Annotated in this window: 25 protein-coding genes; 6 read left to right on the forward strand and 19 right to left on the reverse strand. The window is 60.6% G+C overall.

The annotated features are described in order from the left end of the window. Positions 1-312: 312 nt before the first annotated feature. Positions 313-1,374, forward strand: coding sequence for a DNA polymerase IV (gene dinB, locus D8U70_RS18640; protein WP_076567795.1), 1,062 nt, complete (start codon positions 313-315; stop codon positions 1,372-1,374). A gap of 126 nt (positions 1,375-1,500) precedes the next feature. Here dinB and D8U70_RS18645 read toward each other — a convergent pair whose 3' ends face one another. The 4 genes from D8U70_RS18645 to D8U70_RS18660 form a co-directional block, all read right to left on the reverse strand. Next, a complete protein-coding gene (locus tag D8U70_RS18645; RefSeq protein ID WP_130929482.1) occupies positions 1,501-2,454 on the reverse strand; it encodes a hypothetical protein in 954 nt (317 codons plus the stop codon). 17 nt (positions 2,455-2,471) lie between these two features. Further along, complete coding sequence (locus D8U70_RS18650) at positions 2,472-4,187, reverse strand: proline--tRNA ligase (RefSeq protein WP_024011894.1); 1,716 nt, start codon at positions 4,185-4,187, stop codon at positions 2,472-2,474. Positions 4,188-4,316: 129 nt separating this feature from the next. After that, a complete protein-coding gene (locus D8U70_RS18655) occupies positions 4,317-5,876 on the reverse strand; it encodes an AmpG family muropeptide MFS transporter (protein ID WP_122505741.1) in 1,560 nt (519 codons plus the stop codon). A gap of 43 nt (positions 5,877-5,919) precedes the next feature. Continuing rightward, complete coding sequence (locus D8U70_RS18660; RefSeq protein ID WP_071174585.1) at positions 5,920-6,273, reverse strand: MGMT family protein; 354 nt, start codon at positions 6,271-6,273, stop codon at positions 5,920-5,922. 165 nt (positions 6,274-6,438) lie between these two features. Here D8U70_RS18660 and D8U70_RS18665 point away from each other — a divergent pair, with 165 nt between their 5' ends. Beyond that, positions 6,439-7,446 carry a DUF481 domain-containing protein gene (locus D8U70_RS18665; protein WP_024011896.1) on the forward strand — a complete coding sequence of 336 codons (1,008 nt, stop codon included), beginning with the start codon at positions 6,439-6,441 and terminating at the stop codon, positions 7,444-7,446. Positions 7,447-7,562: 116 nt separating this feature from the next. On the opposite strand, the gene D8U70_RS18670 is transcribed toward D8U70_RS18665, so the two are convergent. Next, positions 7,563-7,772 carry a cold-shock protein gene (locus tag D8U70_RS18670; RefSeq protein WP_002554837.1) on the reverse strand — a complete coding sequence of 70 codons (210 nt, stop codon included), beginning with the start codon at positions 7,770-7,772 and terminating at the stop codon, positions 7,563-7,565. Positions 7,773-8,127: 355 nt separating this feature from the next. Between D8U70_RS18670 and dcd the strand changes: the two genes are divergently transcribed. Next, entirely contained in the window at positions 8,128-8,694 is a 567-nt protein-coding gene (dcd, locus tag D8U70_RS18675; RefSeq protein ID WP_007940589.1) for a dCTP deaminase, read from the forward strand. A 107-nt stretch (positions 8,695-8,801) separates the two neighbouring features. Further along, complete coding sequence (locus D8U70_RS18680; RefSeq protein WP_071174586.1) at positions 8,802-9,011, forward strand: hypothetical protein; 210 nt, start codon at positions 8,802-8,804, stop codon at positions 9,009-9,011. A 44-nt stretch (positions 9,012-9,055) separates the two neighbouring features. Here the strand turns inward: D8U70_RS18680 and pdeM are convergent, their stop codons facing one another. The 10 genes from pdeM to D8U70_RS18735 all read right to left on the reverse strand — a co-directional run bounded on the left by pdeM (position 9,056) and on the right by D8U70_RS18735 (position 22,432). Next, complete coding sequence (pdeM, locus tag D8U70_RS18685) at positions 9,056-9,715, reverse strand: ligase-associated DNA damage response endonuclease PdeM (RefSeq protein ID WP_038860576.1); 660 nt, start codon at positions 9,713-9,715, stop codon at positions 9,056-9,058. Beyond that, entirely contained in the window at positions 9,706-12,195 is a 2,490-nt protein-coding gene (locus D8U70_RS18690; RefSeq protein ID WP_130929483.1) for a ligase-associated DNA damage response DEXH box helicase, read from the reverse strand. Before D8U70_RS18690 ends, pdeM begins: the two co-directional genes overlap by 10 nt. A 194-nt stretch (positions 12,196-12,389) precedes the next feature. Continuing rightward, positions 12,390-13,154, reverse strand: a complete 765-nt coding sequence (locus tag D8U70_RS18695) for an ATP-binding cassette domain-containing protein (RefSeq protein ID WP_041478066.1) — start codon at positions 13,152-13,154, stop codon at positions 12,390-12,392. Positions 13,155-13,166: 12 nt separating this feature from the next. Then, the gene (locus D8U70_RS18700; protein ID WP_130929484.1) at positions 13,167-14,285 is read right to left on the reverse strand and encodes a succinylglutamate desuccinylase/aspartoacylase family protein; all 1,119 of its coding nucleotides are present in this window, start codon (positions 14,283-14,285) and stop codon (positions 13,167-13,169) included. Positions 14,286-14,312: 27 nt separating this feature from the next. Beyond that, positions 14,313-15,023 carry an ABC transporter permease gene (locus tag D8U70_RS18705; protein WP_130929485.1) on the reverse strand — a complete coding sequence of 237 codons (711 nt, stop codon included), beginning with the start codon at positions 15,021-15,023 and terminating at the stop codon, positions 14,313-14,315. Then, the gene (locus D8U70_RS18710) at positions 15,020-15,748 is read right to left on the reverse strand and encodes an ABC transporter permease (protein ID WP_016771383.1); all 729 of its coding nucleotides are present in this window, start codon (positions 15,746-15,748) and stop codon (positions 15,020-15,022) included. Before D8U70_RS18710 ends, D8U70_RS18705 begins: the two co-directional genes overlap by 4 nt. Positions 15,749-15,804: 56 nt before the next feature. After that, positions 15,805-16,587 (reverse strand): transporter substrate-binding domain-containing protein, encoded by a 783-nt coding sequence (locus D8U70_RS18715; protein ID WP_130929486.1) that lies wholly within the window; start codon positions 16,585-16,587, stop codon positions 15,805-15,807. A gap of 372 nt (positions 16,588-16,959) precedes the next feature. Continuing rightward, positions 16,960-18,648, reverse strand: a complete 1,689-nt coding sequence (locus tag D8U70_RS18725; protein WP_130929487.1) for an ATP-dependent DNA ligase — start codon at positions 18,646-18,648, stop codon at positions 16,960-16,962. After that, positions 18,645-19,679 (reverse strand): ligase-associated DNA damage response exonuclease, encoded by a 1,035-nt coding sequence (locus D8U70_RS18730; RefSeq protein ID WP_071174591.1) that lies wholly within the window; start codon positions 19,677-19,679, stop codon positions 18,645-18,647. Before D8U70_RS18730 ends, D8U70_RS18725 begins: the two co-directional genes overlap by 4 nt. A gap of 302 nt (positions 19,680-19,981) precedes the next feature. Then, on the reverse strand, positions 19,982-22,432 hold the full coding sequence (locus D8U70_RS18735; RefSeq protein ID WP_130929488.1) for a penicillin acylase family protein: 2,451 nt from the start codon (positions 22,430-22,432) through the stop codon (positions 19,982-19,984). Positions 22,433-22,633: 201 nt separating this feature from the next. On the opposite strand from D8U70_RS18735, the gene D8U70_RS18740 reads away from it, so the two are divergent. Then, the gene (locus D8U70_RS18740) at positions 22,634-23,191 is read left to right on the forward strand and encodes a cysteine hydrolase family protein (RefSeq protein WP_130929489.1); all 558 of its coding nucleotides are present in this window, start codon (positions 22,634-22,636) and stop codon (positions 23,189-23,191) included. Between the two features lie 145 nt (positions 23,192-23,336). On the opposite strand, the gene D8U70_RS18745 is transcribed toward D8U70_RS18740, so the two are convergent. The 4 genes from D8U70_RS18745 to D8U70_RS18760 form a co-directional block, all read right to left on the reverse strand. After that, positions 23,337-23,540, reverse strand: a complete 204-nt coding sequence (locus D8U70_RS18745) for an SEC-C metal-binding domain-containing protein (protein WP_003198420.1) — start codon at positions 23,538-23,540, stop codon at positions 23,337-23,339. 5 nt (positions 23,541-23,545) lie between these two features. Further along, entirely contained in the window at positions 23,546-24,031 is a 486-nt protein-coding gene (locus D8U70_RS18750; protein ID WP_024011906.1) for an LEA type 2 family protein, read from the reverse strand. A 116-nt stretch (positions 24,032-24,147) separates the two neighbouring features. Continuing rightward, a complete protein-coding gene (locus D8U70_RS18755; RefSeq protein WP_071174594.1) occupies positions 24,148-24,624 on the reverse strand; it encodes a YchJ family protein in 477 nt (158 codons plus the stop codon). Positions 24,625-24,628: 4 nt separating this feature from the next. Further along, positions 24,629-25,126 (reverse strand): DUF6231 family protein, encoded by a 498-nt coding sequence (locus D8U70_RS18760; RefSeq protein WP_130911271.1) that lies wholly within the window; start codon positions 25,124-25,126, stop codon positions 24,629-24,631. 199 nt (positions 25,127-25,325) lie between these two features. On the opposite strand from D8U70_RS18760, the gene D8U70_RS18765 reads away from it, so the two are divergent. After that, the gene (locus D8U70_RS18765; RefSeq protein ID WP_016770616.1) at positions 25,326-26,021 is read left to right on the forward strand and encodes an OmpA family protein; all 696 of its coding nucleotides are present in this window, start codon (positions 25,326-25,328) and stop codon (positions 26,019-26,021) included. Positions 26,022-26,054: the final 33 nt, after the last annotated feature.

The raw sequence follows: 26,054 nt of genomic DNA on the forward strand, positions 1-26,054 counted from the left end.
GCCCGACGAGCTACCAGACTGCTCCATCCCGCGTCTGTGTGGCGGCATTCTACAGAGGTTCGCGAGTGTGTCAACCGTCGATCTGGATAAATCTGTTGAGGTTCAAGCGCTTAGCGTCTTTTCCGGGCGGGCGACCGGCGCGCAGGGCAGGTGGTGCAAGGCTTTCAGCTCTATTGCACCTTGATCTGTGATTGAAAAAATAAATTCAGCGGAAATCTCCTACGGTCAGAAAAGAACCTTCAACCACTGGTGCTATATACAGGTGCCAATGAGATACTGCCGCTCCGGCTTGCCACGTTGTCTTTTTCCGACATGACCCAGCGAAAAATCATCCACATCGACTGTGACTGTTTCTACGCCGCCATTGAGATGCGCGATGATCCGCGTCTGGCCGGCAAGCCGTTGGCGGTGGGTGGTTCGGCGGATCGGCGCGGGGTGATCGCCACCTGCAACTATGAAGCGCGCGCCTATGGTGTGCGCTCGGCCATGGCTTCCGGTCACGCGTTGAAATTGTGCCCGGACCTGACCATCGTCAAGCCGCGCATGGAGGCTTATCGCGAAGCTTCGAAAGAAATTCATACGATCTTCGCCGATTACACCGACCTGATCGAGCCGCTTTCGCTGGACGAGGCCTACCTCGATGTGTCGGACAGCGCGCATTTCGGCGGCAGCGCCACGCGCATCGCCCAGGACATTCGCCGCCGGGTCTCCAACCAATTGCACATCACCGTTTCCGCAGGCGTTGCGCCAAACAAGTTTCTGGCGAAGATCGCCAGCGACTGGAAAAAACCCAACGGTTTGTTCGTGATCACCCCGGATCAGGTCGAGGAGTTCGTCAGTGGTCTGCCCGTGAGCAAGCTGCACGGCGTCGGCAAGGTCACCGCCGACAAGCTCGGCAAGCTTGGCATCGTTGACTGCCAGCATCTGCGCGAGTGGGGCAGGCTGGCGCTGGTGCGCGAATTCGGCAGTTTCGGCGAGCGCTTGTGGAATCTGGCCCGTGGAATCGATGACCGGCTGGTGCACAACGACAGCCGGCGTCAGTCGATCAGCGTGGAAAACACCTACGACGTTGATCTGCCGGACTTGCGCAGCTGCCTGGACAAATTGCCCGAGCTGCTCGATACCCTGAAAACCCGCATGGCCCGAATCGACAGCAGTTATCGACCGGGCAAGCCGTTCGTCAAAGTCAAATTTCATGATTTCACCCAGACCACGCTGGAACAGGCGGGGGCAGGGCGGGACCTGGGCAGTTACCAGTTGATGCTGACGCAGGCGTTCAATCGCGGCGGCAAGCCGGTGCGGTTGTTGGGGGTAGGAGTGAGGCTGGAGGATCTGCGCGGCGGGTTTGAGCAGATGGAGTTGTTTGAGCGGTAGATTCGCGGCGTATTCAGATAGTCATCGCGGGCAAGCCCGCTCCCACATTGATCGATGGTGAAACACATATTGTGTGAACACCCATAAACCCTGTGGGAGCGGGCTTGCCCGCGATGCCTTTAGCTTTTAATTCGGTCCCGGATCAGCCACTAAACGCCCGGCATCCTTGGCCAGAGACTTGAGAAACTCAGTCTGCAACTCAGGATCATTGCGGGTCAGTTCGATCAGGCTTTGTTCCAGTTCGCTGGCTTCTTCTTCCAGGCCCAGCTCCGACAGGCGTTTGACCCGGTGTACCCACTGGCTCACCTCATCATCTTCCAGGTCGTCATAAATCAGCCCGTGCGCCTCAATCAACTTGCCGCGCAGGTGGCCGCTGAGCATCAGGGTCGAGTCGGAATGCACATCGTCCTTGGCGTCTTCGACACTGATCTGCAAGCGGCCAACATGGTTGAGGTCATGTTCGGCGAAAGGGCTGTCGAGCAGATTCAAGCGCAGCACACCGTTGCGGTCGGTGGTCATGTCGAATGTCTGCTTGCCGGCCTTGACCTGCACCGGTCGTTCGCTCCACGGCAGGCTCGAATACTCCGTGCGCTTGTCGCGCTGGACTTCGTCGATGCCCGCGAGGTTCTGCTGCGCGCGACCATTGGACTGCACGTTCATGAACGGGTTGAGCCCGGCAAAACCGTAGCTCAGCCAATCCTTGGTGACGCTGTCCGGCAGGTTGCCGAGGGCAAACACGTTGACCACGTTCGCACCGACACCACCGACCACGGCCACCGCGCCCAGCGGAATCTCGTAGACTTCGCGCCAGGGTTGGTAAGGCGTGTAGCGGTCGTAACGACGGGTGACCTCGAACTCGGTGACTTCGAAAGTCTTCTGCTCGTTGATCTTCACGCGTCGCTGCGGCAGCTCGAGCACCTTGGGCTCGCCGACATCGATCTGCAGGCTGTGATCGAGCAACTTTCGCTCGACCCGCTCTTCGTGCTCGCTGCGTTGCGACATGTGATTGGCGCAGCCGCTGACCAGCAGGGCGCCGCACAGGGCGGCGCTACCGAGGCCTAAGGTGTTTCGCTTGAACATGACGTCTCTATCTGGTTTCAGCGGCGGATACGGGCCTGAAGGAAGGACACAACATCGGCCACCGGCAGTGCTTGCGCCTCTGCTTCGGAACGACTCTTGTATTCCAGGTTGCCTTCGGCGAGGCCGCGGTCGCTGACCACGATCCGGTGTGGAATGCCGATCAGCTCCATGTCCGCAAACTTGATGCCCGGGCTGGTTTTCTTGTCGCGATCGTCCAGCAGCACTTCGAAGCCGGCCGCCGTCAGTTCGGCATAGAGCTTGTCGGTGGCTTCGCGCACCTGCTCGGTTTCATAGCGCAGCGGTACCAGCGCGATCTGGAATGGCGCCAGGGTGTCGCTCCAGATAATGCCGTTGGCGTCGTTGTTCTGCTCGATGGCAGCAGCCACCACGCGGGAAACGCCAATGCCGTAGCAGCCCATTTCCAGAGTCACTGGCTTGCCGTTTTCGCCCAGCACTTCGCACTTCATCGCCTTGCTGTACTTGTTGCCCAGCTGGAAGATGTGGCCGACTTCGATGCCGCGCTTGATTTCCAGCGTGCCTTTGCCGTCCGGGCTTGGGTCGCCGGCGACGACGTTGCGCAGGTCGGCAACGGTCGGAACCGGCAGATCGCGCTCCCAGTTCACGCCGAAGTAGTGCTTGTCGTCGATGTTCGCGCCAATACCGAAATCGCTCATCATCGCGACCGAGCGGTCGATGATGATCGGCAGTGGCAGGTTCAGCGGGCCGAGCGAACCAGCGCCGGCGCCGATCGCGTCACGCAGTTCGGCATCGGAGGCCATCACCAGCGGGCTGGCCACGCCAGGCTGGTTGGCAGCCTTGATTTCGTTCAGTTCGTGGTCGCCACGAATCACCAGCGCGATCAGCTTGCCTTCTTCTTCGGCGTGCACGATCAGGGTCTTGATGGTCTTTTCAATCGGCAGATTGAATTTTTCCACCAGAGCGGCGATGGTTTTGGTGTCTGGTGTATCGACCAGACGCAGTTCTTCGGTTGGCGCAGGGCGCGAGGTTTCCCGTGGCACCGCTTCGGCTTTTTCGATGTTCGCCGCGTAGTCGGAACCGTTGCTGAAGACGATATCGTCTTCGCCGGACTCGGCCAGCACGTGGAATTCGTGGGAACCGGCACCACCGATCGAACCGTTGTCGGCTTCTACCGGGCGGAATTTCAGACCCAGACGCGTGAAGATGTTGCAGTAGGCTTCATGCATGCGGTCGTAAGTGATCTGCAGCGACGCCTGATCAGCGTGGAAGGAGTAGGCGTCCTTCATGATGAATTCGCGACCGCGCATCAAACCGAAGCGCGGGCGGATTTCGTCGCGGAATTTGGTCTGGATCTGATACAGGTTGATTGGCAGCTGTTTGTAGCTGCTCAACTCGTTGCGCATCAGATCGGTGATCACTTCTTCGTGGGTCGGGCCCGCGCAGAAATCACGACCGTGGCGGTCTTTGATGCGCAGCAGCTCAGGGCCGTATTCTTCCCAGCGCCCCGATTCCTGCCACAGCTCGGCCGGTTGGGTGCTCGGCATCAACACTTCCAGAGAACCGGCAGCGTTCATCTCTTCGCGAACGATGGCTTCGACCTTGCGCATGACTCGCAGGCCCATCGGCAGCCAGGTGTACAGGCCCGAGGCAAGCTTGCGGATCATGCCGGCGCGCAGCATCAGCTGGTGGCTGATCACGACCGCGTCGGAAGGCGTTTCTTTCTGTGTGGCGAGCAAAAATTGACTGGTGCGCATGGTTGGCCGTTGTCGGTTGCTATGACTGGAAATGACGGAGCAGTGTACCGGCGAGTTTTGCTGACGTACAGAAGTGTGGCCGGCGGAAGGCGCCAGCGGCGGGATTCCTCCCGCCATTGGCGAAGCGTCCTACGATTCTTCGGTGACGGGCGTCGGTGCAGGCTCGGGCGTCGGTGTTTGTCCTTCGCGGCGGCGCTCCTGAAACCAGTGCAGCGCGATCAGTAGCAGCGTCGGCACGCCGAGCAGGGCAGTGATGAGGAAGAAGCTGTGATAGCCGAACTTCTCGACCAGCACGCCGGAATAGCCGCCCATCAGGCGCGGCAGCAGCAACATGATCGAGCTGAGCAGGGCATATTGCGTAGCGGAAAACTTCAGGTTGGTCAGGCTCGACAGGTAGGCAACGAACGCCGATGTCGCCAGGCCAGAGCTGAAGTTGTCGAGGGAAATGGTCACCACCAGCATCTGCAGGTTCGGGCCCATGTCCGCGAGCATGACGAACAGCAGGTTGGTCGCTGCCGAAGACACACCACCGATAAACAGGATCGGCAGAATGCCGAAACGCACGATCAACAGGCCACCCATGCCGGCACCGACGAGGGTCATGATCAGGCCGAAAATCTTGCTGACACTGGCGATCTGATCCTTGGTGAAACCCTGATCGATGTAGAACACGTTGGCCATCACGCCCATTACCGTGTCCGACATGCGATAGGTCGCGATCAGGCCCAGCAGTAACAGCGCCTGCCAGCGATAACGCAGGATGAAGTCATTCACCGGCGTGAGTACCGGCGCGAGTCCGCGCCGGCCCATGGCCGACAGACACATGCCGGTGAGCAATATATAGAGGATGGCGCGCAGAAAGGCGCGGTCTTCAAGCAGCAGATCGAGCGGGCTCATGTCACCGAACAGCACGCCAGCGAAATCGGTGTTGTACAGCTGGGTGAACATCGCCGGTACGGAAACCAGCAGAACGATCAGCACGAACACCGACATCAATTGATGCATGAACGTGTAGCGCCCGGCCTGCAACTGCGTGCGCAGCGGCACCGGTGGTTCGCGCATGAACAGCGTGGTCAGCAGCGCGGGCACCATCAATGCGCCAAACAGTACATAGGTGCCGGTCCATGCCGCGTGCTTATAGTTGAAGCCGGTTGAGCCGAAACCTTCGGCGAAGAACAGCGCGCCGGCGGTGGCGAGCAGGGCGGCAACGCGGTAGCCGGACATATAGCTGGCGGCGAGCGCGGCCTGGCGGCTGTCATCGGCGATTTCCAGGCGATAGGCGTCGACCGCGATATCTTGCGTGGCCGAGGCGAAGGCGACCACGACGGCAATGGCGATCAGCCAGGACAAATGCTTCTGCGGATCACAGAAACCCATGCCGATCAGCCCGAGAATCACCAGTGCCTGGGAGAGCACCAGCCAGGAACGGCGGCGGCCGAGCTTGCCCAGCAAGGGCAGGCGCCATTGGTCGAGCAGGGGCGACCAGACCCATTTGAACGCATACGCCAGGCCGATCAGGCTGGCATAGCCAATGGTTTCACGGGCCACGCCCGCTTCACGCAGCCATACGGAGAGCGTCGAGAACACCAGCATGTACGGCAGGCCGGCGGCAAAACCGAGCAACAACAGCACGAGCGTCGAAGGACTGGCATAGGCGGCGAGCGCGGCGCGCCAGGTTTTACGGGGCATGGGCTGAAGTCTGCCTCAAAATTGCGAAAACAAAGCGCGCACTCTAACCGCTGTGCTCTACCGGACGCCAGCCATGGCGCCGAATATCCACACGATTGTTCTGGACGGTGATGCCTTCCATGCGCAATCGCGCGCGCTGCTCGTCACCGGAAGGGCTGCCGACCGGCAGACTGATGCGCCCGCCGGCGCCGAGTACGCGGTGCCAAGGCAGCCTGGTGTCGCCGGGCAACTGGCTCAAAGTCCGCCCGACCCAGCGCGCGGCGCGGCCAAGCCCGGCAAGTTCGGCCAACTGGCCATAACTGACGACTTTGCCTTCGGGCACTTGCGCGAGTGTCGAGTAGAGTGCCGTGCGTCGGATTTGCGCATCGTTTTCGACGCTGTCGAGCGGGTCTTTCACGTACGCGGCTCCTGAGCATTGGCGTGACGATGGCGACAAGGGTAATCGCTCGTGGCGCAGTTGAGAAATGAACTCAATTGAAATAGTCCGGTCAGTCCTTGTCATGGGCAAAATCCTACGGATAATGCCGACCCTTTTCGCCAACTCCGAGCCCCCGATCTGCTTATGTTTCCCAGAACCCTGTTGTGCCTTGCTGTTTTCAGCGCGTCCACGCCCCTGCTTGCCGACACCGTCTGGTTGAAAAACGGCGACAAGCTGAGTGGCACTATCACGGTATTCGATGGCGGCAAGCTGTTGATCCAGACCAAATACGCCGGCGCAGTGGCGATTGACTGGAAAGAGGTCAAGACCCTCGACAGCGATCAGCATCTGCTGGTGAAGCAGGACGCCTATGCCGGTGAAGTATCGAAGTCGCTGACGGCGGCCGACGATGGCAAGGTCACCCTGGCCAACGGCGAGGCGCCGAAGACGGTCGAGCTGGCGAGCATTCAGCAGATCCTCAAGCCCAAGCCTATCGTCACCGACCTGGTATGGAAGGGCAACGTCGATCTGGCGCTGGACTATCAGCGCGCCGAAAAGGACACCGACGATTACGACGTTGCCTTCAAGACTTCGGCTCGCCATGGTCGCTGGCGGCATACCGGCGAGGGTGAGTACAACCGCGAAGTCCAGGATGCGGAAACCACCACCAACAACTGGCGCGCCGAATACTCCCTCGACCGCTTCCTCACCGATCAGTGGTTCTGGCAGGGGCGCATCAACTACAAGCGTGACCACATCGAAGAGCTGGCGCGTCAGCGCGTGGTCGGTACCGGTCCGGGCTACCAGTTCTGGGACGACGAACTCGGCGCGTTCTCGCTGGGCTCGTTGCTCAACCGCACCGACTATGAATACCGCGATGGCAGCAAGGACAACTTCTATTCCGTCGCGATGAAGTGGGACTACAACCGCTACCTGATCGGCAAGAAGGTCGAGTTCTTCACCAATGGCGAAGTCGGCAAGCCGCTCTCGGGCGTTGCCGATTACGCACTGGATGCCGAGCTGGGCCTGCGCTACAAGGTTACCGACTGGGCTTCGCTCAACCTCAAGGCCGAGCGCGACATCATCAGCGGCACCAACGATGCGGATCTGAACAAGACCCGTTATACCGCAGGGTTTGGCGTGGCTTGGTAAGCACAAACAAAAAATCGCAGCCTTTCGAGCTGCGATTTTTTTTGCCTGAACAAAACAGGCGCCCACAAAAAAGCCCCGCTTTTAAGGGCGGGGCTCTTTTCTAAAGAAGCTACAAGTTAGATAACTTGTACTTCTTCAGCTTGCATGCCTTTCTGACCGCGGGTAGCGATGAAAGAAACCTGTTGGCCTTCTTTCAGGCTTTTGAAGCCGTCGGATTGGATAGCTTTGAAGTGAACGAACAGGTCGTCACCGGATTGTGGAGTGATGAAGCCGAAGCCTTTTTCATCGTTGAACCACTTAACGGTACCGGTTTGGCGATTAGACATGGTGTAACTCCTTGAACAAAGATAACTGCGACTCAGGAAGAACCCTGGCCGAGACTGAGTGCAAAGAGCAGGAAAAATTCTTGTAGATGGTTGGATCGAAATTCAACATATCGTGTAGAGATTCTCAGTGACACAAGCAACACAGTGACGCCACCTTAACCCTTTTTCCGGAACGTGCCAATGTTTCTTGCAAAGGATTCTGTGTTTTAGGGATCGGCGGTGCGACGGTTCGTCGCCACAGCGCGTAAATACGGGGTGTTCGCCGAGAATTGCGTTGCGCACTTTGATCGCGGCGACGCGCCCGGTAAGATGCCGGACAGAATTTTTCCACCTCGCTATTCAGGACAAACCCGCCATGAGCATCAAATCGGACAAGTGGATTCGCCGCATGGCGCAGGAACACGGCATGATCGAACCGTTCGTCGAGCGCCAGATGCGCGGCAGCGACGACAGCCGGGTGATTTCCTACGGCGTGTCGAGCTACGGTTACGACGTGCGTTGCACCAACCACTTCAAGGTGTTCACCAACATCAACTCGGCCATTGTCGACCCGAAGAACTTCGACGCCGGCAGCTTCGTCGACATCCACAGCGACGTCTGCATCATTCCGCCGAACTCCTTCGCCCTGGCCAGCACCGTCGAGTACTTCCGCATTCCGCGCAACGTGCTGACCATCTGCCTGGGTAAAAGCACCTACGCGCGCTGCGGCATCATCGTCAACGTCACTCCGCTCGAGCCTGAGTGGGAAGGTCACGTGACGCTCGAATTTTCCAACACCACCAACCTGCCGGCGAAAATCTATGCCAACGAAGGTGTGGCGCAGATGCTCTTCCTCGAATCCGATGAAGAATGTGAAGTTTCCTACAAGGATCGTGGCGGCAAATATCAGGGCCAGCGTGGTGTGACGTTGCCGCGTACCTGATCGACCATCCGACGGATGTCGGGAATTCTTTGGCGGGCAGACACTCTATGGGGTGTACTGCCCGTTTTTGTTACACACAAATTCGGGCCTTCACTGAGGAGTGCCCTATGAAGATCGACCCGCGAATCAGCGCTGAACTGGCAAGGCTTGAGCCCAATCAGATAGGCATTCTGGCTTGGTCGTTATTGGCGCATCCGTCTTTGAGCCTGTCCGGCGGCGTGCCCGGCCAGCCCGATCCCGATACTCCCAATGAACAACCGACCGAACCAGGCGAACCGACCCTGCCGGACGAACCGCCTCCGGCACCTGTCGCCTGACCGACTGTCCTGAATATGGCCCGTCAGTCTGATCGATTTACGATCTAGCTGACGGGCCATATTTCGTTGTCGCCGATCACGAAGACTTTGCAACTGTCGTCGCGCTCGACCTGATAGCCGCCGGTAAACGCACCGAATGCCGGCATCAGGCTGATGCGCTCACCGAGTCTGAAACAAGCCAGGCGCAGACTCTGCCGACCTTTGCCGTGCAGCCGATAAACCGGGTGCACGTGGCCGGCGAGCACGTGCCGTTCCGGATGCGCATCGGGCTCGTGTTGTAAGGCGAACGGCCCGAGTAACAGCGGCTCTGGCACTACGCGGATATTCAGCGATGCCGGCGGGTCGCCCGCGCGTTTGTCATGGTTGCCGCGAATCAGCGTCATCGGCAGATCAGCGTGGCGCGCTCGCCACTCTGCCAGCGCATTCAGTGTGGTCGGGACATGTGAGCCAGGCCCATGCAGGAAATCCCCGAGAAAAATCAACTGGCGACACGGCAGCCGTGCCAGCAATGCGTCGATCACCTCGATGTTGCTCGCCGTCGTGCCATGCGGCACCGGCTGGCCGAGGCTGCGATAGGCCGCCGCCTTACCGAAATGCACATCGGCGATCAGCAATGCTTCCTGCGCTGGCCAGTACAGGGCTTTCTCCGGCAGCAGCCACAACTCCTCACCGGCCAAACGCACCGGGTAGGCACTCACGACGATTTTCCGTTATCAGCGGTTTTTTCCAGGTCACCGACCATTCTTCTGATCCTGTCAGCCAGCTTTTCCGAACTCATGCTCTCGCGCATCCGCTCCACCAGCAGTGGAAAGCCCAGCGGTGTAGGACGTTTAACCTGATGCACGTCCATTTTCATCTGATTGATGCGCTCCAATGTCTGTTCCAGACGACGAATATCCAGCTCTTCGCGCAGGACTTCTTCCCCAGCTTGGGCCAGCAGCAGGTTGTCGGCGTCGTATTGTTTGAACACTTGGAAAAACAAGCCACTCGACGCCTGCACCTGGCGGGTGCTTTTCGGTGCGCCCGGATACCCGGCGAAGACCAGCCCGGCGATCCGCGCGATTTCGCGGAAGCGGCGCAACGCCAGTTCACCGGCATTGAGACTGGCCAGCACATCCAGCAACAAGTCATCGGCGTTGAACAGGTTTGCATCGAGATGCGCGGCCCAATCCACCGGCGTGGCGCTGAGCAGTTCCAGGCCGTAATCATTCACGGCAATCGAGAAGGTCACCGGTTGCCGCTGACTGACGCGCCACGCCAACAGGCTCGCCAGTCCCAGATGCACTTGGCGCCCGGCGAACGGATAGAGGAAAAGATGCCAGCCTTCGCGGGATTTCAGTACCTCGACCAGCAGATTTTCCGTGGTGGGCAAGCCGGACCAGCGTATCTGCGTCTCCAGCAGCGGCCGCAGCGCGTGCATTTCCGGGCCGTTGAATTGACCTTGAGCAGCGGCGCTGAAGCGCGTCACCACTGCTTCGGCAAGTTCGTTGGATAACGGCATGCGCCCGCCATTCCAGCGCGGCACGGCGGCTTTTTTTGCGGTGCTGCGTTTGACGTAGGCGGTCATGTTTTCCACCCGCACCAGTTCCAGTAGGCGGCCGGCGAAGAGGAAACCATCGCCGTGTTTCAGCCGGGCGATGAAGCCTTCCTCGACGCTGCCCAGCTGTTTGCCGCCGCCGCCCTTGCTCCAGAATTTCAGGTTGATGCTCGCGTCGCTGACGATGGTGCCGATGCTCATGCGATGGCGCCGCGCCAGACGCGCATCCGGCACACGCCAGACGCCGTGTTCGTCCGGCTCGACCCGGCGGTAATCCGGATACGCTGTAAGAGACATCCCGCCATGGCGTACGAATGCCAGCGCCCAGGCCCAATCCGCCGCTGTCAGGTCGCGATAAGCCCAGGCACCACGGACTTCTTCGTACAAGTCTTCAGGAATAAACCCACCGCCAAGGGCCATGCTGACCAAATGCTGGACCAGCACATCCAGCGGCTTGTGCGGTGACAGGCGCGGCTCGATGCGCCGTTGCTCGACGGCATCGCGTGCGGCGACCGCTTCGATCAGTTCCAGGCTGTGGGTCGGCACCAGCGTCACCCGCGAGGTGCGCCCCGGTGCGTGACCGGAACGGCCGGCACGTTGCATCAAGCGCGCAACGCCTTTCGCCGAGCCGATCTGCAGCACGCGCTCGACCGGGAGGAAATCCACTCCCAAGTCCAGGCTCGAGGTGCACACCACCGCTTTCAATTGGCCATTCTTCAGCGCCTGTTCGACCCAGTCGCGGGTATCGCGGGACAGTGAGCTGTGATGCAGCGCGATCAACCCGGCCCAGTCCGGCCGCGCTTCCAGCAGCGCCTGATACCAGATCTCCGATTGTGCGCGGGTGTTGGTGAACACCAGGCTGCTGGCGCAGGCGTCGAGTTCGGCCACCACCTGCGGCAGCATCTTCAGGCCGATGTGGCCGGCCCAGGGAAAACGCTCGATGGCCGGTGGCAGCAGGGTGTCGACTTGCAGGGTTTTTTCGCTTTTGCCCTGAACACTGACGCCGCCGCCCTGTGGGATCAGCACTTGCTCGGCGTGGGATTGATTACCGAGGGTGGCGGAAACGCCCCAAACGATCAGATCGGGCTGCCAATGACGCAGGCGGGCGAGAGCCAGTTGCAGTTGCACGCCGCGTTTGTTGCCGAGCAATTCGTGCCATTCATCCACGACGATCATGCGCAGGCTCGACAACGCCGTGCGCGCATCGGCGCGGGCGAGCAACAGGGTCAGGCTTTCCGGTGTGGTGATCAGCGTCGTTGGCAGACGTCGGCCCTGGCGGGCGCGTTCGCTGCTGCTGGTGTCGCCGGTGCGCAGGCCGATGCTCCACGAAATCTGTAAATCATCCACCGGGCTTTGTAAAGCGCGGGCGGTATCTGCGGCGAGGGCGCGCATGGGCGTGATCCACAGCACTGTCAACGGCTCGGCCGGCGGTTTGCGTTTGCGCGGTGTAGCCACGGGCGGTTGCAGGCGGGCGAAGCGGTTGAGCGCAGCAAACCACACCGCATAGGTTTTACCGGCGCCGGTGCTGGCGTGGAGCAACCCGGATTCGCCGTTTTTCACCGCCGCCCACACCTGTTTCTGAAAGGCGAACGGCTTCCAGTCGCGGGCGCTGAACCAGGTTTTTGCAAAGTCGGGGGATTTCGCCATGCCGGCTGCGTGCGCTCTGGAGGTGTTGTTTCAGAGACAGCGAAGCGGGGCGACAAGTTTAACTTTGTCGGTCGGTGGATTCCCCCTGTGGGAGCGAGCCTGCTCGCGAATGCGATGTCACATTCAACATTGAGGTCGACTGATAAACCGCTTTCGCGAGCAGGCTCGCTCCCACACAGGGTTGGGTGCCAACCTTATTTAAGATTGCCGCTGAGGAACTGCTTCAGCCGTTCGCTTTTCGGATTGCCCAGCACGTCTTCAGGTGCGCCTTCTTCTTCCACCAGACCCTGATGCAGAAACAGCACCTGATTCGACACCTTGCGCGCAAAACTCATTTCGTGGGTGACCATGATCATCGTCCGGCCTTCCTCGGCCAGGCCCTGAATCACTTTCAGCACTTCGCCGACCAGTTCCGGGTCGAGTGCCGAGGTCGGTTCGTCGAACAGCATCACTTCCGGTTCCATCGCCAGTGCCCGGGCGATCGCCACGCGCTGTTGCTGACCGCCGGACAGAAACGCCGGGTATTGATCGGCGACCCGCGCCGGCAAGCCGACTTTGTCCAGATAACGTCGGGCGCGATCCTCGGCTTCCTGTTTGCTGCAACCGAGCACCCGGCGCGGGGCCATGGTGATGTTTTCCAGCACGGTCATGTGGCTCCACAGGTTGAAATGCTGGAACACCATCGCCAGCCGCGTGCGCAGGCGTTGCAGTTCATCGGCGTCGGCGACGTGCATGCCGTGGCGGTCGGTGACCATGCGGATCGCCTGGCCATCAAGGCTCATGGCGCCGTCATTAGGTTGTTCAAGGAAATTGATGCAGCGCAAAAAGGTGCTTTTGCCCGAGCCGCTGGCGCCGATCAAGCTGATCACGTCGCCGGTTTTGGCCTTGAGCGAAACGCCTTTGAGCACCTGATGATCGCCATAGCTTTTGTGCAGGCCTTCAACGGTCAGTTTGTACATGGACGAGCATCCTCAAGGCGAAAGTAGGTAGCCGCTGCGATAGGCCTGGGCGCCCGCGACGTGGGCGATGACCATGCCGGCAGTGGCCATGCGCCGCAGCGAGCGCGCATACAGCAGGCCGGCGGCGGTGCAATGAATGGGGGTGACCTTGTCATGGATCGGGTCGATGATTTCGGCGATCTGCTGGCCGGCCTCCAGGTATTGGCCGGGCGTGGCGCAGTACACCAGCAGGCCGCCGACTGGCGTGGTCACCGGTTCGACCCCGGCCAGTGGCGTGGCCGGGTACGGCAGTGGCGGTTGCGGCTTGGTCTCGCCGACGATGGCATCGAACTGGATCAGATAGTCGATCAGCGCCTGACAATCGCGGCTGGCCAGCGGGTGATTGACGTCGCCCTGGCCGCGCAATTCGACGGTCACCGAGAAGCTGCCCAGCGGAATCTCGAACTGCTCGCCGAAGCGCTCGCGCAGTTGCCACCAGAGCAGGGTGAAGCATTCGTCGAACGACTGCCCGCCGGAATCGGTAGCGAGCAGACTGGCCTGCGCTTCCATGTAGCGCGCCAAGGGCTCGACCTGTGGCCACGCCTCGGGCGTGGTGTACAGGTGCACCACCGATTCGAAGTCGCAGTGCAAGTCCAGCACCATGTCGGCATCGCAGGCCAGGCGTTGCAGGGTCAGACGCTGGGATTGCAGTTGTGTGGTCGGCTTCTGACGGTCGAGGGCACTGCGCAGGCTGGCACGGATCAGTTCGAGGTTGTGCTGCGCGTCGTCGTTGAGTTGGCCTTCGATGGCGTTGCCGATTTCTTCGCTGAGGTCGACGAACCAGCGATTGAAGTTCTGCCCACTCTCCAGGTCGTAACGGCCCAGCGGCACGTCCATCAGCACTTGTTCGAGGCCGACCGGGTTGGCCACCGGCACGAGGACGATTTCGCTGCGCAGGCGGCCGGCAGCTTCCAGCTCGGCCAGACGCTGCTTCAGGTGCCAGGCGACCAGCATGCCGGGCAGTTCGTCGGCATGCAGCGAGGCCTGAATGTACACCTTGCCCTTGGCCTGCTGTGGGCCGAAGTGGAAACTGTGAATCTGCCGTGCGGTCCCCGGCAGCGGGGCCAGCAAGTCATGAATCTGGTGGCGCATTGTTATCTCTTTATTTTCAAACCGGTGCTAGTGAGTCGGCCCGAGGAAGGCCAGCCAGCGGCGTTCGGCAAGGCGGAACAGACCGACCAGCGCAAAAGTAATGGTCAGGTAGATCAGCGCGGCGATGCCGAACGACTGGAAGGTCAGGAAGGTCGCCGAGTTGGCATCCCGCGCGACTTTCAGGATATCGGGAATGGTCGCGGTGAACGCCACGGTGGTCGAATGGAGCATCAGGATCACTTCGTTGCTGTAGTAAGGCAACGAACGGCGCAAGGCCGACGGCATGATCACGTAGGCGTACAGCTTCCAGCCGGTCAGGCCATAAGCCTTGGCCGCTTCGACTTCGCCATGATTCATGCTGCGAATCGCCCCGGCAAAAATCTCCGTGGTGTACGCACAGGTATTGAGCGCGAAAGCGAGGATCGTGCAGTTCATCGCGTCGCGAAAGAAACTGTCGAGGATCGGCTGTTCGCGCACGGCGGCGAGGCTGTAGATGCCGGTGTAGCAGATCAGCAACTGGATATACAGCGGCGTGCCACGGAACAGGTAGGTGTAGAACTGCACCGGCCAGCGAACGTAGAAGTGCGGCGAGACGCGGGCAATCGACAACGGAATCGAGACGATGAAGCCGATGCAGATCGAGGCGCTCAGCAGCCACATCGTCATCGCCAGCCCGGTGATGTTCTGGCCGTCGGTATAAAGGAAGGCGCGCCAATATTCCTGGAGAAGTTCGATCATCGTACGGCCTCCCGGGCACCGGCGGCGTAGCGGCGTTCGAGCCAGCGCAGGATGAAGTTCGAAGCACTGGTGATCAGCAGATAGATCAAGGCGGCGAGGACCAGAAAATAGAAAAGTTGATAGGTGCTTTTGCCGGCGTCCTGCGCTGCCTTGACCAGATCGGCTAGACCGATGATCGACACCAGCGCGGTGGCCTTGAGCATGACCATCCAGTTGTTGCCGATGCCGGGCAACGCGAAGCGCATCATTTGCGGAAACACCACAAAGCGAAAACGCTGGCCACGTTTGAGGCCATACGCGGTGGCGGCTTCGACCTGACCACGCGGCACCGCGAGGATGGCGCCACGGAAGGTCTCGGTGAAGTACGCGCCATAAATGAAGCCCAACGTCAGCACGCCGGCGCTGAACGGGTCGATTTCAATGTATTCCCATTCCATATAGTCGGTCAGTGACGTCAGCCAGGTTTGCAGGCTGTAGAAGATCAACAGCATCAGCACCAGATCCGGCACGCCGCGAATCAGCGTGGTGTAGAGCTGCGCGGGCAGGCGCACCAGTTTGACTTTCGACAGTTTGGCACTGGCGCCGAGCAGGCCGAGCAACACGGCCACCAGCAGCGACATCGCCGATAATTTGATGGTCATCCAGGTGCCTTGCAGCAGCAACGGGCCGAAGCCCTGCAGACTGAACGAGGCCAGCCCCAGATTTTGCAGGAGGGTTTCAAACATAAATCAGCAACCTGAGCGGATGGAAAAGGCGCCCATCGAGGATGGGCGCCGGGGCATTATTTGCCGCTGTACAGATTCAGGTCGCCAAAGTGTTTCTTTTGAATCTCGGCGTATTTGCCGTCGTCGTGTAACGCTTTGATACCTTTATCCAAAAGTGCTTTCAGCTCAGTGTTACCTTTCTTGATACCGACAGCGGTTTTGGCTGGCAGCAATTCGCTGTCGACCGGTTGGCTGATTTCATAATCAACGCCTTTTGGCGACTTCAGAAAGCCCAGTTCGGCTTGCAGCATGTCCTGGATACCGGCGTCGAGACGGCCAGAGGTCAGGTCGGAATACACCTGATCCTGGTTCTGATAGGCCTGGGTTTTCACGCCGGCCTTGTCCAGCACGGCTTTGGCATAGGCTTCCTGAATCGTGCCTTGCTCATAGCCAACGGTTTTGCCCTTGAGCGAAGCGACATCGGCGGTGATGCCGGAGCCTTTCTTGAACACGTAAGCGGTCGGGCCGGAAAACAGTTCGCTGGAGAAGTCGATGACCTTCTCGCGCGCCGGGGTCACGGTCATCGACGAGATCACGCCGTCGAATTTGTTAGCCTTGAGGCCCGGAATCATGCCGTCGAAATCGCTTTCGACCCATTTGCACTTGACCTTCAGTTCGGCGCAGATCGCGTTGCCCAGATCGATATCGAACCCGACCAGGCTGCCATCGGCCGCTTTCGACTCGAACGGTGCGTACGAAGGGTCAACGCCAAAGCGCAGCTCTTTGTATTCCTTGGCCAGCGCGGAGCCGGCGGCCATGCACAACGCCAGTGCAGAAAGGGTCAGCAATGCTTTTTTCATTATTCAATCCCTAAGAACCAATATGAGCGCTTGTGGCGCAGAATTATTGTTACTGCAACGCTTACGACCTATAGAAAGTAGCAATTTCCGAACCAGAGTGCCGAACAGGTGTTTTAAAAGGTCGAGTGCAGAGAGGCAAGGGTAGTTGAATGCACGGAAACGGGCATTGCTGTTTGCATGCACTGTTTCGGTTCAAGCGCGTGGCTGAGAGCAGGTAAAACTGTGGCAAGGGATTTGTCCCTGATGACTGATCGTTCCCACGCTCATGCGTGGGAATGCATCAACGGACGCTCCGCGTTCGGCTCTGGGGGGACGCAGAGCGTCCCGGGCTGCATTCCCACGCAGAGCGTGGGAACGATCAGTGAAAAGGGGTCAGGCCAACAGATCCTGAAGGGTAGCGAGGCTGTCGGCTTCTTCGACGGTCTTGTCCTTGCGCCAGCGCAGCATGCGCGGGAAGCGTACGGCGATGCCGCTCTTGTGTCGGCGCGACAGGGCGATGCCTTCGAAGCCCAGTTCGAACACCAGGCTCGGTTTCACGCTGCTCACCGGGCCGAATTTTTCCACCGTGGTTTTGCGCACGATGCTGTCGACCTGGCGCATCTCTTCGTCGGTCAGCCCCGAATACGCCTTGGCGAACGGTACCAGCGAGCGCTGGCTGGATTCCGGCGGACCGTCCCACACGGCGAAGGTGTAATCGCTGTACAGACTGGCGCGACGGCCGTGTCCACGCTGGGCATAAATCAGCACCGCGTCGACGCTGAACGGGTCGACCTTCCACTTCCACCACACGCCCATGTCCTTGGTCCGGCCGACGCCATACAGCGAATCGCGGGCCTTGAGCATCATGCCCTCGACGCCGAGTTTGCGTGACGCTTCGCGCTGGCGGCCAAGGTCGAACCAGTCCTCGCCGGTCAATACCGGGGAGGGCAGCAGTACCGGGTTGTTGCAGCGCGCGATCACCTCTTCGAGTTGCGCCCGTCGCTTGACCTGCGGCTGGTTGCGCCAGTCTTCGCCCTGCCATTCCAGCAGGTCGTAGGCCAGCACCACCACCGGCACTTCTTCGAGAATCTTCTTGTCGAGCGTCTTGCGACCGATGCGTTGTTGCAGCAGGGCGAACGGTTGCACGGCCGGCGGCTCATCGGATTGCGGATCGAAGGCATCTTCAGTAGTCGGATGGGTGCTCTTCCACACGACGATCTCGCCGTCTATCACCGTGCCGTCGGGCAAGCCGTGGACCAGCACATCGAACTCGGGGAAGCGCTCGGTCACCAGTTCCTCGCCGCGCGACCACACCCACAGCTTGCCGTCGCGCTTGACCACTTGCGCGCGGATACCATCCCACTTCCATTCCACCTGCCAATCGCTGGCCGGGCCGAGCAGGGCTTCAAATTCCTCGACCGGTTGCGACAACGCGTGGGCAAGAAAGAACGGGTAGGGCTGGCCGCCGCGCTGGGCATGTTCGTCGGCGGACTCCGGGGCGATGAGTTTCAGGTAACTCGCGGCGTTGGGCCGATTCGACAGATCGGTGTAACCGACCAGGCGCTGTGCCACGCGCTTGCTGTCGAGCCCGGCCATTGAGGCGAGGGCGCGGGTGACCAGCAGCTTCGACACGCCAACGCGGAAACTGCCGGTGATCAGCTTGATGCACAGCATCAGGCTCGGCCGGTCCAGTTGCGCCCACAACATCGGCAGCTGCCGCGCCAGATATTCCGGGGTTTCACCGCGAAGTGGCAGCAGCTTGTCTTCGATCCATTCGGCAAGACCGGCCTCGGAACTGTGGGGATTTTCCGGCAGCACAAGAGAAATGGTCTCGGCCAGATCGCCGACGGCTTGGTAGCTTTCTTCGAACAGCCATGGCTCCAGTCCCGAAACTGCGACCGCCAGCTCACGGAGGATGCGCACCGGTACCAGTTGCCGAGGCCGACCCCCGGAGAGGAAATACACCGCCCATGCGGCATCTTCCGGCGCGGCCTGCGCGAAGTAAGCCTGCATCGCCGCCAGCTTGGCGTTGCTCGACGTGGTGGCGTCGAGTTCGGCATATAACTCGGCGAAAGCTTTCATGGGGAAGTCTCGGCAACGGTGGGTTCGCTGGCGATGTTGTCGTCTTCGTCATCGCCGTATTCGGTGGTGAAGCCTTGTGCATCGAGGCCCTGTTCGCGCAGATGACGTACGAGCACGCCGATCGAGCCGTGGGTGACCATCACCCGCTCCGCGCCGGTCTGATTGATCGCCCACAGCAGGCCGGGCCAGTCGGCGTGATCGGAAAGGACGAAACCGCGATCGACGCCGCGCCGCCGCCGGGTCCCGCGCAGGCGCATCCAGCCGCTGGCAAAGGCATCGCTGAACTCGCCGAAACGACGCATCCAGGTACTGCCGCCTGCTGACGGCGGAGCAATGACCAGCGCCTGGCGCATGATCGGGTCGCTTTTTTTTACGTCGCCCGCATAGATCGTCGGCGGCAGGTACACGCCGGCATCGCGGTAGACGCGGTTCAGCGGTTCGACCGCGCCATGGCTGAGGATCGGCCCCAGGGTCTCGTCGATCCCGTGGAGAATCCGCTGCGCCTTGCCGAAGGAATAGCAGAACAGCACGCTGGCCTTGCCGGCGGCGATATTGGCCGCCCACCACTGATTGATCTCGGCGAAGATCTGCGCCTGCGGCTGCCAGCGATAGATCGGCAGGCCGAAGGTCGATTCGGTGATGAAGGTGTGGCAGCGCACCGGTTCGAATGGGGTGCAGGTGCCATCCGGCTCGACCTTGTAATCGCCCGATGCGACCCAGACTTCGCCGCCGTATTCCAGGCGCACCTGCGCCGAACCGAGGACATGCCCGGCGGGGTGAAAGCTCAGGGTCACGCCGTGGTGGGTCAGGCGCTGGCCGTAGTCGAGTGTTTGCAACTGGATGTCCTGACCCAGACGCGCGCGCAGAATCCCGGCGCTGGCGCTGCTCGACAGGTAGTGCTGATTACCGGTGCGCGCGTGATCGCCATGGGCATGGGTGATCACCGAACGCTCGACCGGCCGCCACGGATCGATATAGAAATCTCCGGCGGGGCAGTAGAGACCTTCAGGTCGGGCAATAACAAGATCCATGTCGTGACCGGAATGGGGGGCTTGTTAACTATGAGGCGGGCGTGAAGCTGGAAGTTCGATCGGCTTTAAAGCGCTACCCTCACCCCAGCCCTCTCCCAGAGGGAGAGGGGGCCGACCGAGGTGTCCGGTGAGGTACATCGACCTGGGGGACCGAGTTGAATATGGATCCGGCACAGCCTTGAGCCTGATCCAATATTGGATTCACCGTCTCTCTTTCAGGTCGGCGCAAGACCCAAGCATCCCCCAATCAGTCCCCTCTCCCTCCGGGAGAGGGCTAGGGTGAGGGGCTGTTGATCTTTGCTCTATTTCCCGGGGGTGAGGGTCAAGCGCGCCTTGCCATACACCCGATCAAAGTTCTGCGGCTGCATCGGCAAGCCGATGTACTGACCTTTCAGCCACGCATCGATCCCGTTCAGGTAATTCGGACTCAGTGGATTGCCCGACTGCCCCGTACCGTTCTGCGCCATCAATGGCTCGCTCTGGCCGAAGTCGACGATAAAGCGCATCGACGGCGCGCGCGTGGTGGCGAAGTCCTGGCCCCAGGCAAACGCCGAGCTGTTCAGCGTGGTGTGATCGCCACCGGCTGCCAGAGGCCCGCGCACAGTCTGACCGTTGCTGTTCTTCCACGCATAGCTGTGCAGTTTGCCCCACTGCCAGGCGCGGTGATCGCCGCCCAACTGGCTGTCGCCCGCTGTAATCGCTGCAGCGAGACTGCGGGCGAGAATCACCGCTTTGTCTTCCTTCTGCGGCGTGCGCAGGTCATCCCAGAACGGACTGTCCTCACGCCCCAAGAGATGATCGGCCTGCGCCGCGTATGACAGATCGCCATTGGCGACAAAGGCCTTCCACGCCGGGCTCGACTCAGGGCCCAGTTCATCGAGGAAGATCTGCTTCATGCTTTCCTGCAGAAACAGTTCGTAGATCGCCGCATCCGCCGAGGTCGGGCTGAGCTTTCCGTCGAACGCCATCAAGCGCATGAAGGCTTCGCGAGCCTTGCTGCGCTCGGCTTCCGGCAGGGCGTCGATCGCCTGTTTCAGCGGTTGCTTCATACCCGGTGCTTCAAAGACTTTTTTCAGCTTGGCGGCGAAGGTGGTGGTCTGGTCGTACTGCATGGCGATCACGCTGCGGCTGTCGTGCTTGCCGCTGCCAGCCATTTCCGCCAAGCGTTCGCCACGCTCCGGTGCCGCCCAGGATTTCGACAACTGCATGCCGTAGCCGTCGGGAATCACCCGCTGGTTGGCGGTGCCGAGCCAGCCTTGTGCCGGGTCCTGATCGTAGGGGTGCAGCATCGGGTCGGCGTAACCGTCCCAGTCGTAGCGACCGTCCCAGCCCGGCGAGGGCAGCAGGCCTTCGCCTTCGCGACGGTTGGGGAAGCGCCCGGTGACTTGCCAGCCGATATTGCTCGCATCGGCAAAGACCAGATTGAGGGTGATGGCGCGGATTTCGCGGCTGGCGTCCGAGGCGCGCTCGACGTTCTGCGCGCGGGTCAGATCGAAAAAGGCATCCAGGGTTTTGTCGTCGGTGAAGCTTGGCGTCTGCAGGGCGAGGCCGAAACCGCTGCCTTGCGCCGCTGCCTGGGCACTGTTGAGCAGCGCGCCGTGGCGGGTTTCGTACACGGCTTCACGAATCGGCCGCTGGCCTTTGACGAAGTAGGTTTCGTTGCGCACGCCCAGCGGCTGCCATTTGCCGTTGACCTCGTAGGTCAGGCTGCTGCCCTGACGGCGGATTTTCTCGAGGAACAGATCCTGGTTATCGCCGAGCACGCTGGTCATGCTCCACGCCACTTTGCCGTTGAAGCCGCCGAGCACCATCGGCAGACCGGCAACCGTGACGCCGGCGGCCTGATATTTCGGCGCACGTATCTGCACGAAACTCCACAGCGACGGCGCGGCCAGCGGCCCGTGCGCATCGCTGGCCAGCAGGCTCTTGCCGCTGCGGCTGCGTTGCGGGGCAATCGCCCAATTGTTCGCAGTCGGCGTGGCGAGCAGGTTCAGCGCCGACAGTTGCTGGCTGGCGCTGCTCAGTTCCGTCAGCCCCGGAATCTGCCCGTTGAGCTTGAGGCCTTGCATTTTGTCGGCTTCAGCCACTGGCAGGTTTTCATCAGGCGCCGACGGGCTCAGCCAGGCGAGTTTGTCAGTGGTGACGGTTTGCGCGAGCACCAGCGACTGGATTTCCTCCGGCAGGTTGGCCGACTGGCTGAAATTCAGCAGGGCAAAAATCAGCGCCGAATCTTCCGGTTTCCAGTATTCGGGCTTGTAACCGCTGGCGGCGAGATCGCCCGGCAACTTGTCGGCGTAGCGAAACAGGTAGGCGTTGACGCCCCGTGCATACACCTCGAAGAAGCGCTTGAGCCGTGGCGACGAGGCCTTGTACAGCTCGCCGGCGCTCTTCTTCAGATTGACCGCGCGCATGTAACGGTCGGCATCGAGCATCGACGCGCCGGACATTTCCGCCAACCGGCCCTGGGCCAACAGGCGCAGGGTGACCATCTGATTGATGCGGTCGCTGGCGTGGACGTAACCGAGACTGAACAGCGCGTCATGGAAGCTGTTGCTTTCGATCAGCGGCATGCCCATCGCATTGCGCCGCACCGAAACGTTCTGCGCCAGGCCCTTGAGCGGTTGCACGCCGGAGGTCGGCGGCAGGCTGTCCTGGGCGTTCCAGGTCTGGCAACCGGACAGGCCGAGAACACCGGCCACTGCTGCGGCAACGCCGAACCGGGGAAGAAAATGTGTAAGGGCTGGCGAGGCCATGGCGAAGCTCCTGCGGGGGTATAAGGCTGGGGGCGCAATAAAGCCGCTACGTTAGTGAGGGCGCGAGGGCCGCGCAAGCGGGGCGAGTGGTTATTTATGCAGTTGTCGGCTGATCGGTCAGAGGCGTGACAGTTGCTTGTGGGAAAGCGCTGATGTTGAACTGCGGAATGAGTCCGGAGACCTGTCAGGAGAAAGATCGCTATGGAGCTTCAAAGCAACGCTGCGCTGATCATCATCGACCAGCAGAAAGGCATTCTGCACCCGCGTCTGGGGCGGCGGAATAATCCTCAGGCCGAGGAAAGAATGCTTGAGCTACTTGCGCTGTGGCGCCTGCGCGGGCGTCCGGTGATCCACGTGCAGCACTTGTCGCGCTCACCTGATTCGGTTTTCTGGCCGGAGCAGGACGGAGTCGAGTTTCAAGAGCGTTTTGTCCCCCAGGGCGGAGAATGGCTGATCCAGAAACAGGTGCCCGATGCGTTTTGTGCGACGGGGCTGGAACGGCAGTTGCGCGAGGCGGGGATTGGTCAGGTGCTCATTGTCGGCGTGGCAACAAACAACTCGGTGGAATCATCGGCGCGCACTGCGGGTAACCTTGGTTTCGACACATGGGTGGCGGAGGATGCATGTTTTACCTTCGACAAGGCCGATTATTTCGGCACACCGCGTACCGCTGAAGAGGTGCACGGGATGTCGCTGGGCAATCTGCATGGGGAGTATGCGACGGTGGTCAGTAGTATGCAGTTGTTGGCGGCAGGCTGAAGTTTTTTGGTGAATGGACCGGCGCCTTCGCGAGCAGGCTCGCTCCCACAGTGACCATATTTCTTCAGATGAAACGCGATCCCTGTGGGAGCGAGCCTGCTCGCGAAAGCGGTGTGTCAGGCGAAGAAGACCTTCGCCAGTGACATCAAGCGCCGTGGCACTTCTTGAATTTCTTGCCGTTGCCGCATGGGCAAGGGTCGTTGCGGCCGACGTCTTTCAGGGCGTTTCGTACCGGTTCCTGGTGGGCGTGGCCGCAGTTCGGGCCGTGGACATGGCCATGGTCGTGATCGTGATGGTGGTCATGATCGTGGTTGCAGTCAGGGCCATGGACATGGGGTTGCTGGGTCATCGAGGTCACTCCGGAGTTAGATCGGCGGGGATTATCACGCCATTGCGCTCAAGGTGCACGTAGTGGGCGATGAATAAACCGGTTTCCATTTCCCCCTGCAATCGATAGGGAATCTGCTGGTTCGGATTTTTCAGCAGTTTCACCACCTGTTTGACCTTCGGCCACAGGTTGGTGCGGATCGGCACTTTGAAGTAAGCGCTGCGCTTGGGCCCCACGGTAAACCAGTGCTCATGCTCGCCTTCGGTGAGCAGCATGTCGGCCAAGTGAATCCGGTATTCGAGGCCGCGCACGGTCAGGTCGCTGTCGTTGGGATTGTCGACGCGAAAGTGCAGGATGAATTTCTGTTCGAGCAGTTTGGCCCGCACCACCTCGACTTTCACCAGATGCACGGCGGGCTCGACGCTGTCGTCGCTGAACCACGAGGCACAGCCGCCGAGGTTTACGATCAGCATCAACAGCAGAAAATGTAGTGTGCGCCGACGACCGAGCATGAAATTGACTCCCTTTGTGCCCAGTCTAGACCTTAAAAGATTTCAGCCTTCGGCTAATCCCGTGTAGGAGCGGCCGAAGGCTCGGGCCGCGATCGGACGATCTTTTGATCTTCAGCTCAAGCGCCGAAATAACCCGAACAACACTTCTTGAACTTCTGCCCGCTGCCACACGGGCAGCCGTCATTGCGCCCCAGCTTCATCTGCACCGTCGGATCGATGAAGTACCAGCGCCCGCCGTTCTGCACGAACGAGGAGCGCTCGCGATGGCTGTGCTCGCCTTGGCTGTCATGCCAGCGCGCGGTGAAGGTGACAAAGGCGTGTTCCGGCTGGCCGCCGAACACTTCCGAGCTTTCAACCTCAAGGCCGAGCCAAGTGCTTTGCGCACTCCAGTCGCTGATCGATTGTCGGTTCAGTCCCGCCTGCTGCGCGGGCAGGGTAGTCGCTACCAGATAGTCGACCAGCCCCAGCACATAAGCGCTGTAGCGCGAACGCATCAAGGCTTCGGCACACGGTGCCGGGTGGCCGTCGTGATAAGGGCCGCAGCAGGCGTCCAGCAGATTGCCGCTGCCGCAAGGGCAAATGGCTGTACTCATTGCATTACCACCAGTATTTCCCGAAGTTTTCCGGATTGGCCCAGAAGCGTGAATTGAGCCAGTCGGGGACTTGTTTGTAGTCAAGCAGATCGTAGGTGAACAGGGTCAGCACCTGCTCGTCGCGCTGGAAACGCTCGCTGGCCTGCAGGGCCAGCGAATAGAAATCGGTTTCCTGCCAGCCACTGGCCGCCAGATCCGCCAGCACCGCGATGCGACTGGCGTTGAGATTGCGGATGCCGCCCAACAGGTTCAGGCCATCGCGTTTGGGCAAATGTTCCAGGCAATCGACTACCAGCGCCAGATCGAAGCGTTGCGCAGCCAATTCGGCGGGCAACGCGCCGGGCGCGGCATGAGCGACTACGGTGTCTGGATGCGCGTCCTTGAAAGCGCTCAAGGCGGGAAATTCGCTGGCGCCAATCAGCAGCAGTCGGGCCGGGGCGTAGCGATCCAGCAAAGCGGCCAACGCCTGTTGCGGCGTGCGCGAAGAAATGGCGACGTTCATCGAAGCTCCTCAGTCAGACCGCCAAGACTAGCCTGCCAGACCGCGTCGGCAAAGCGCCCGGTGGCGGCGGTTTTCGCCAAAAGAGGCAAACCCCTGTGAACACGGTCGCAAACAGCGGTGGCCTATTGCTGGCGGAGATTAAAACTCCGGTCTTTACTCCCTGAATCGGTTTTAAGCCGATCCCTCAGGAGAAAACTAGATGAGCATAGTTCGGACAGCATTACCCTTGGTTCTGCTAACCAGTGTGTTGACTGGTTGTGCAGGTTTGCAGAAAACCGACTGGCCGACCTGTGCGGCGGTCGGCGGTGTGGTCGGTGCCGGTCTCGGCGCGACGGAAAGCGCATCGTGGGCTGGCTACGGTGCACTGATCGTCGGCGGTACGGCAGCGGCTTACTGCTGGGTGCATGGCGATGGCGATGAAGACGGCGATGGCGTGCCGGACAGTCGCGACAAGTGCCCGGGCACGCCAAAAGGCGTGCAGGTCGATGCTGACGGTTGCCCGCCACCGACGCCTGCGCCAGTGGTCGAAGAAGCGGTTGTGGTCAAGGAAGAAACCATCGTCATTCGTGATGTGCATTTCGAGTTCGACAAAGCCACGCTGACCGGCCCTGACAAGCAAGTGCTGGACAAGGTCGCCGATCGCTTGAAACAGGAATCTTCTACCGCGCAACTGACCGTGACCGGTCACACCGACAGTGTCGGCAGCGATGCCTACAACAAGAAACTGTCGGATCGTCGTGCGCACTCGGTGGTGGAATACCTGATCCAGCAGGGCGTGCCACGTGCCAGCTTCGTTTCGGTGTCGGGCCTTGGTGAAAGCCAGCCTGTGGCTGACAACAAGTCGGCTGATGGTCGTGCACAGAACCGTCGCACCGAAATCAAAATCGTCCGCTAGCCCCTCTCGCATCCGCGGCTTGTGCAGTCGCGG

The sequence above is a fragment of the Pseudomonas sp. Sample_20 genome (genome assembly GCF_004307585.1).
Taxonomy (GTDB): domain Bacteria; phylum Pseudomonadota; class Gammaproteobacteria; order Pseudomonadales; family Pseudomonadaceae; genus Aquipseudomonas; species Aquipseudomonas atacamensis.

Bases quoted from the DNA above. Each gene is read 5' to 3' on its own strand.
- dinB (WP_076567795.1), top strand. From the start codon at position 313: ATGACCCAGCGAAAAATCATCCACATCGACTGTGACTGTTTCTACGCC.
- D8U70_RS18645 (WP_130929482.1), bottom strand. From the start codon at position 2,454: ATGTTCAAGCGAAACACCTTAGGCCTCGGTAGCGCCGCCCTGTGCGGC.
- D8U70_RS18650 (WP_024011894.1), bottom strand. From the start codon at position 4,187: ATGCGCACCAGTCAATTTTTGCTCGCCACACAGAAAGAAACGCCTTCC.
- D8U70_RS18655 (WP_122505741.1), bottom strand. From the start codon at position 5,876: ATGCCCCGTAAAACCTGGCGCGCCGCGCTCGCCGCCTATGCCAGTCCT.
- D8U70_RS18665 (WP_024011896.1), top strand. From the start codon at position 6,439: ATGTTTCCCAGAACCCTGTTGTGCCTTGCTGTTTTCAGCGCGTCCACG.
- D8U70_RS18670 (WP_002554837.1), bottom strand. From the start codon at position 7,772: ATGTCTAATCGCCAAACCGGTACCGTTAAGTGGTTCAACGATGAAAAA.
- dcd (WP_007940589.1), top strand. From the start codon at position 8,128: ATGAGCATCAAATCGGACAAGTGGATTCGCCGCATGGCGCAGGAACAC.
- D8U70_RS18680 (WP_071174586.1), top strand. From the start codon at position 8,802: ATGAAGATCGACCCGCGAATCAGCGCTGAACTGGCAAGGCTTGAGCCC.
- D8U70_RS18690 (WP_130929483.1), bottom strand. From the start codon at position 12,195: ATGGCGAAATCCCCCGACTTTGCAAAAACCTGGTTCAGCGCCCGCGAC.
- D8U70_RS18695 (WP_041478066.1), bottom strand. From the start codon at position 13,154: ATGTACAAACTGACCGTTGAAGGCCTGCACAAAAGCTATGGCGATCAT.
- D8U70_RS18700 (WP_130929484.1), bottom strand. From the start codon at position 14,285: ATGCGCCACCAGATTCATGACTTGCTGGCCCCGCTGCCGGGGACCGCA.
- D8U70_RS18705 (WP_130929485.1), bottom strand. From the start codon at position 15,023: ATGATCGAACTTCTCCAGGAATATTGGCGCGCCTTCCTTTATACCGAC.
- D8U70_RS18710 (WP_016771383.1), bottom strand. From the start codon at position 15,748: ATGTTTGAAACCCTCCTGCAAAATCTGGGGCTGGCCTCGTTCAGTCTG.
- D8U70_RS18715 (WP_130929486.1), bottom strand. From the start codon at position 16,587: ATGAAAAAAGCATTGCTGACCCTTTCTGCACTGGCGTTGTGCATGGCC.
- D8U70_RS18725 (WP_130929487.1), bottom strand. From the start codon at position 18,648: ATGAAAGCTTTCGCCGAGTTATATGCCGAACTCGACGCCACCACGTCG.
- D8U70_RS18730 (WP_071174591.1), bottom strand. From the start codon at position 19,679: ATGGATCTTGTTATTGCCCGACCTGAAGGTCTCTACTGCCCCGCCGGA.
- D8U70_RS18735 (WP_130929488.1), bottom strand. From the start codon at position 22,432: ATGGCCTCGCCAGCCCTTACACATTTTCTTCCCCGGTTCGGCGTTGCC.
- D8U70_RS18740 (WP_130929489.1), top strand. From the start codon at position 22,634: ATGGAGCTTCAAAGCAACGCTGCGCTGATCATCATCGACCAGCAGAAA.
- D8U70_RS18745 (WP_003198420.1), bottom strand. From the start codon at position 23,540: ATGACCCAGCAACCCCATGTCCATGGCCCTGACTGCAACCACGATCAT.
- D8U70_RS18750 (WP_024011906.1), bottom strand. From the start codon at position 24,031: ATGCTCGGTCGTCGGCGCACACTACATTTTCTGCTGTTGATGCTGATC.
- D8U70_RS18755 (WP_071174594.1), bottom strand. From the start codon at position 24,624: ATGAGTACAGCCATTTGCCCTTGCGGCAGCGGCAATCTGCTGGACGCC.
- D8U70_RS18760 (WP_130911271.1), bottom strand. From the start codon at position 25,126: ATGAACGTCGCCATTTCTTCGCGCACGCCGCAACAGGCGTTGGCCGCT.
- D8U70_RS18765 (WP_016770616.1), top strand. From the start codon at position 25,326: ATGAGCATAGTTCGGACAGCATTACCCTTGGTTCTGCTAACCAGTGTG.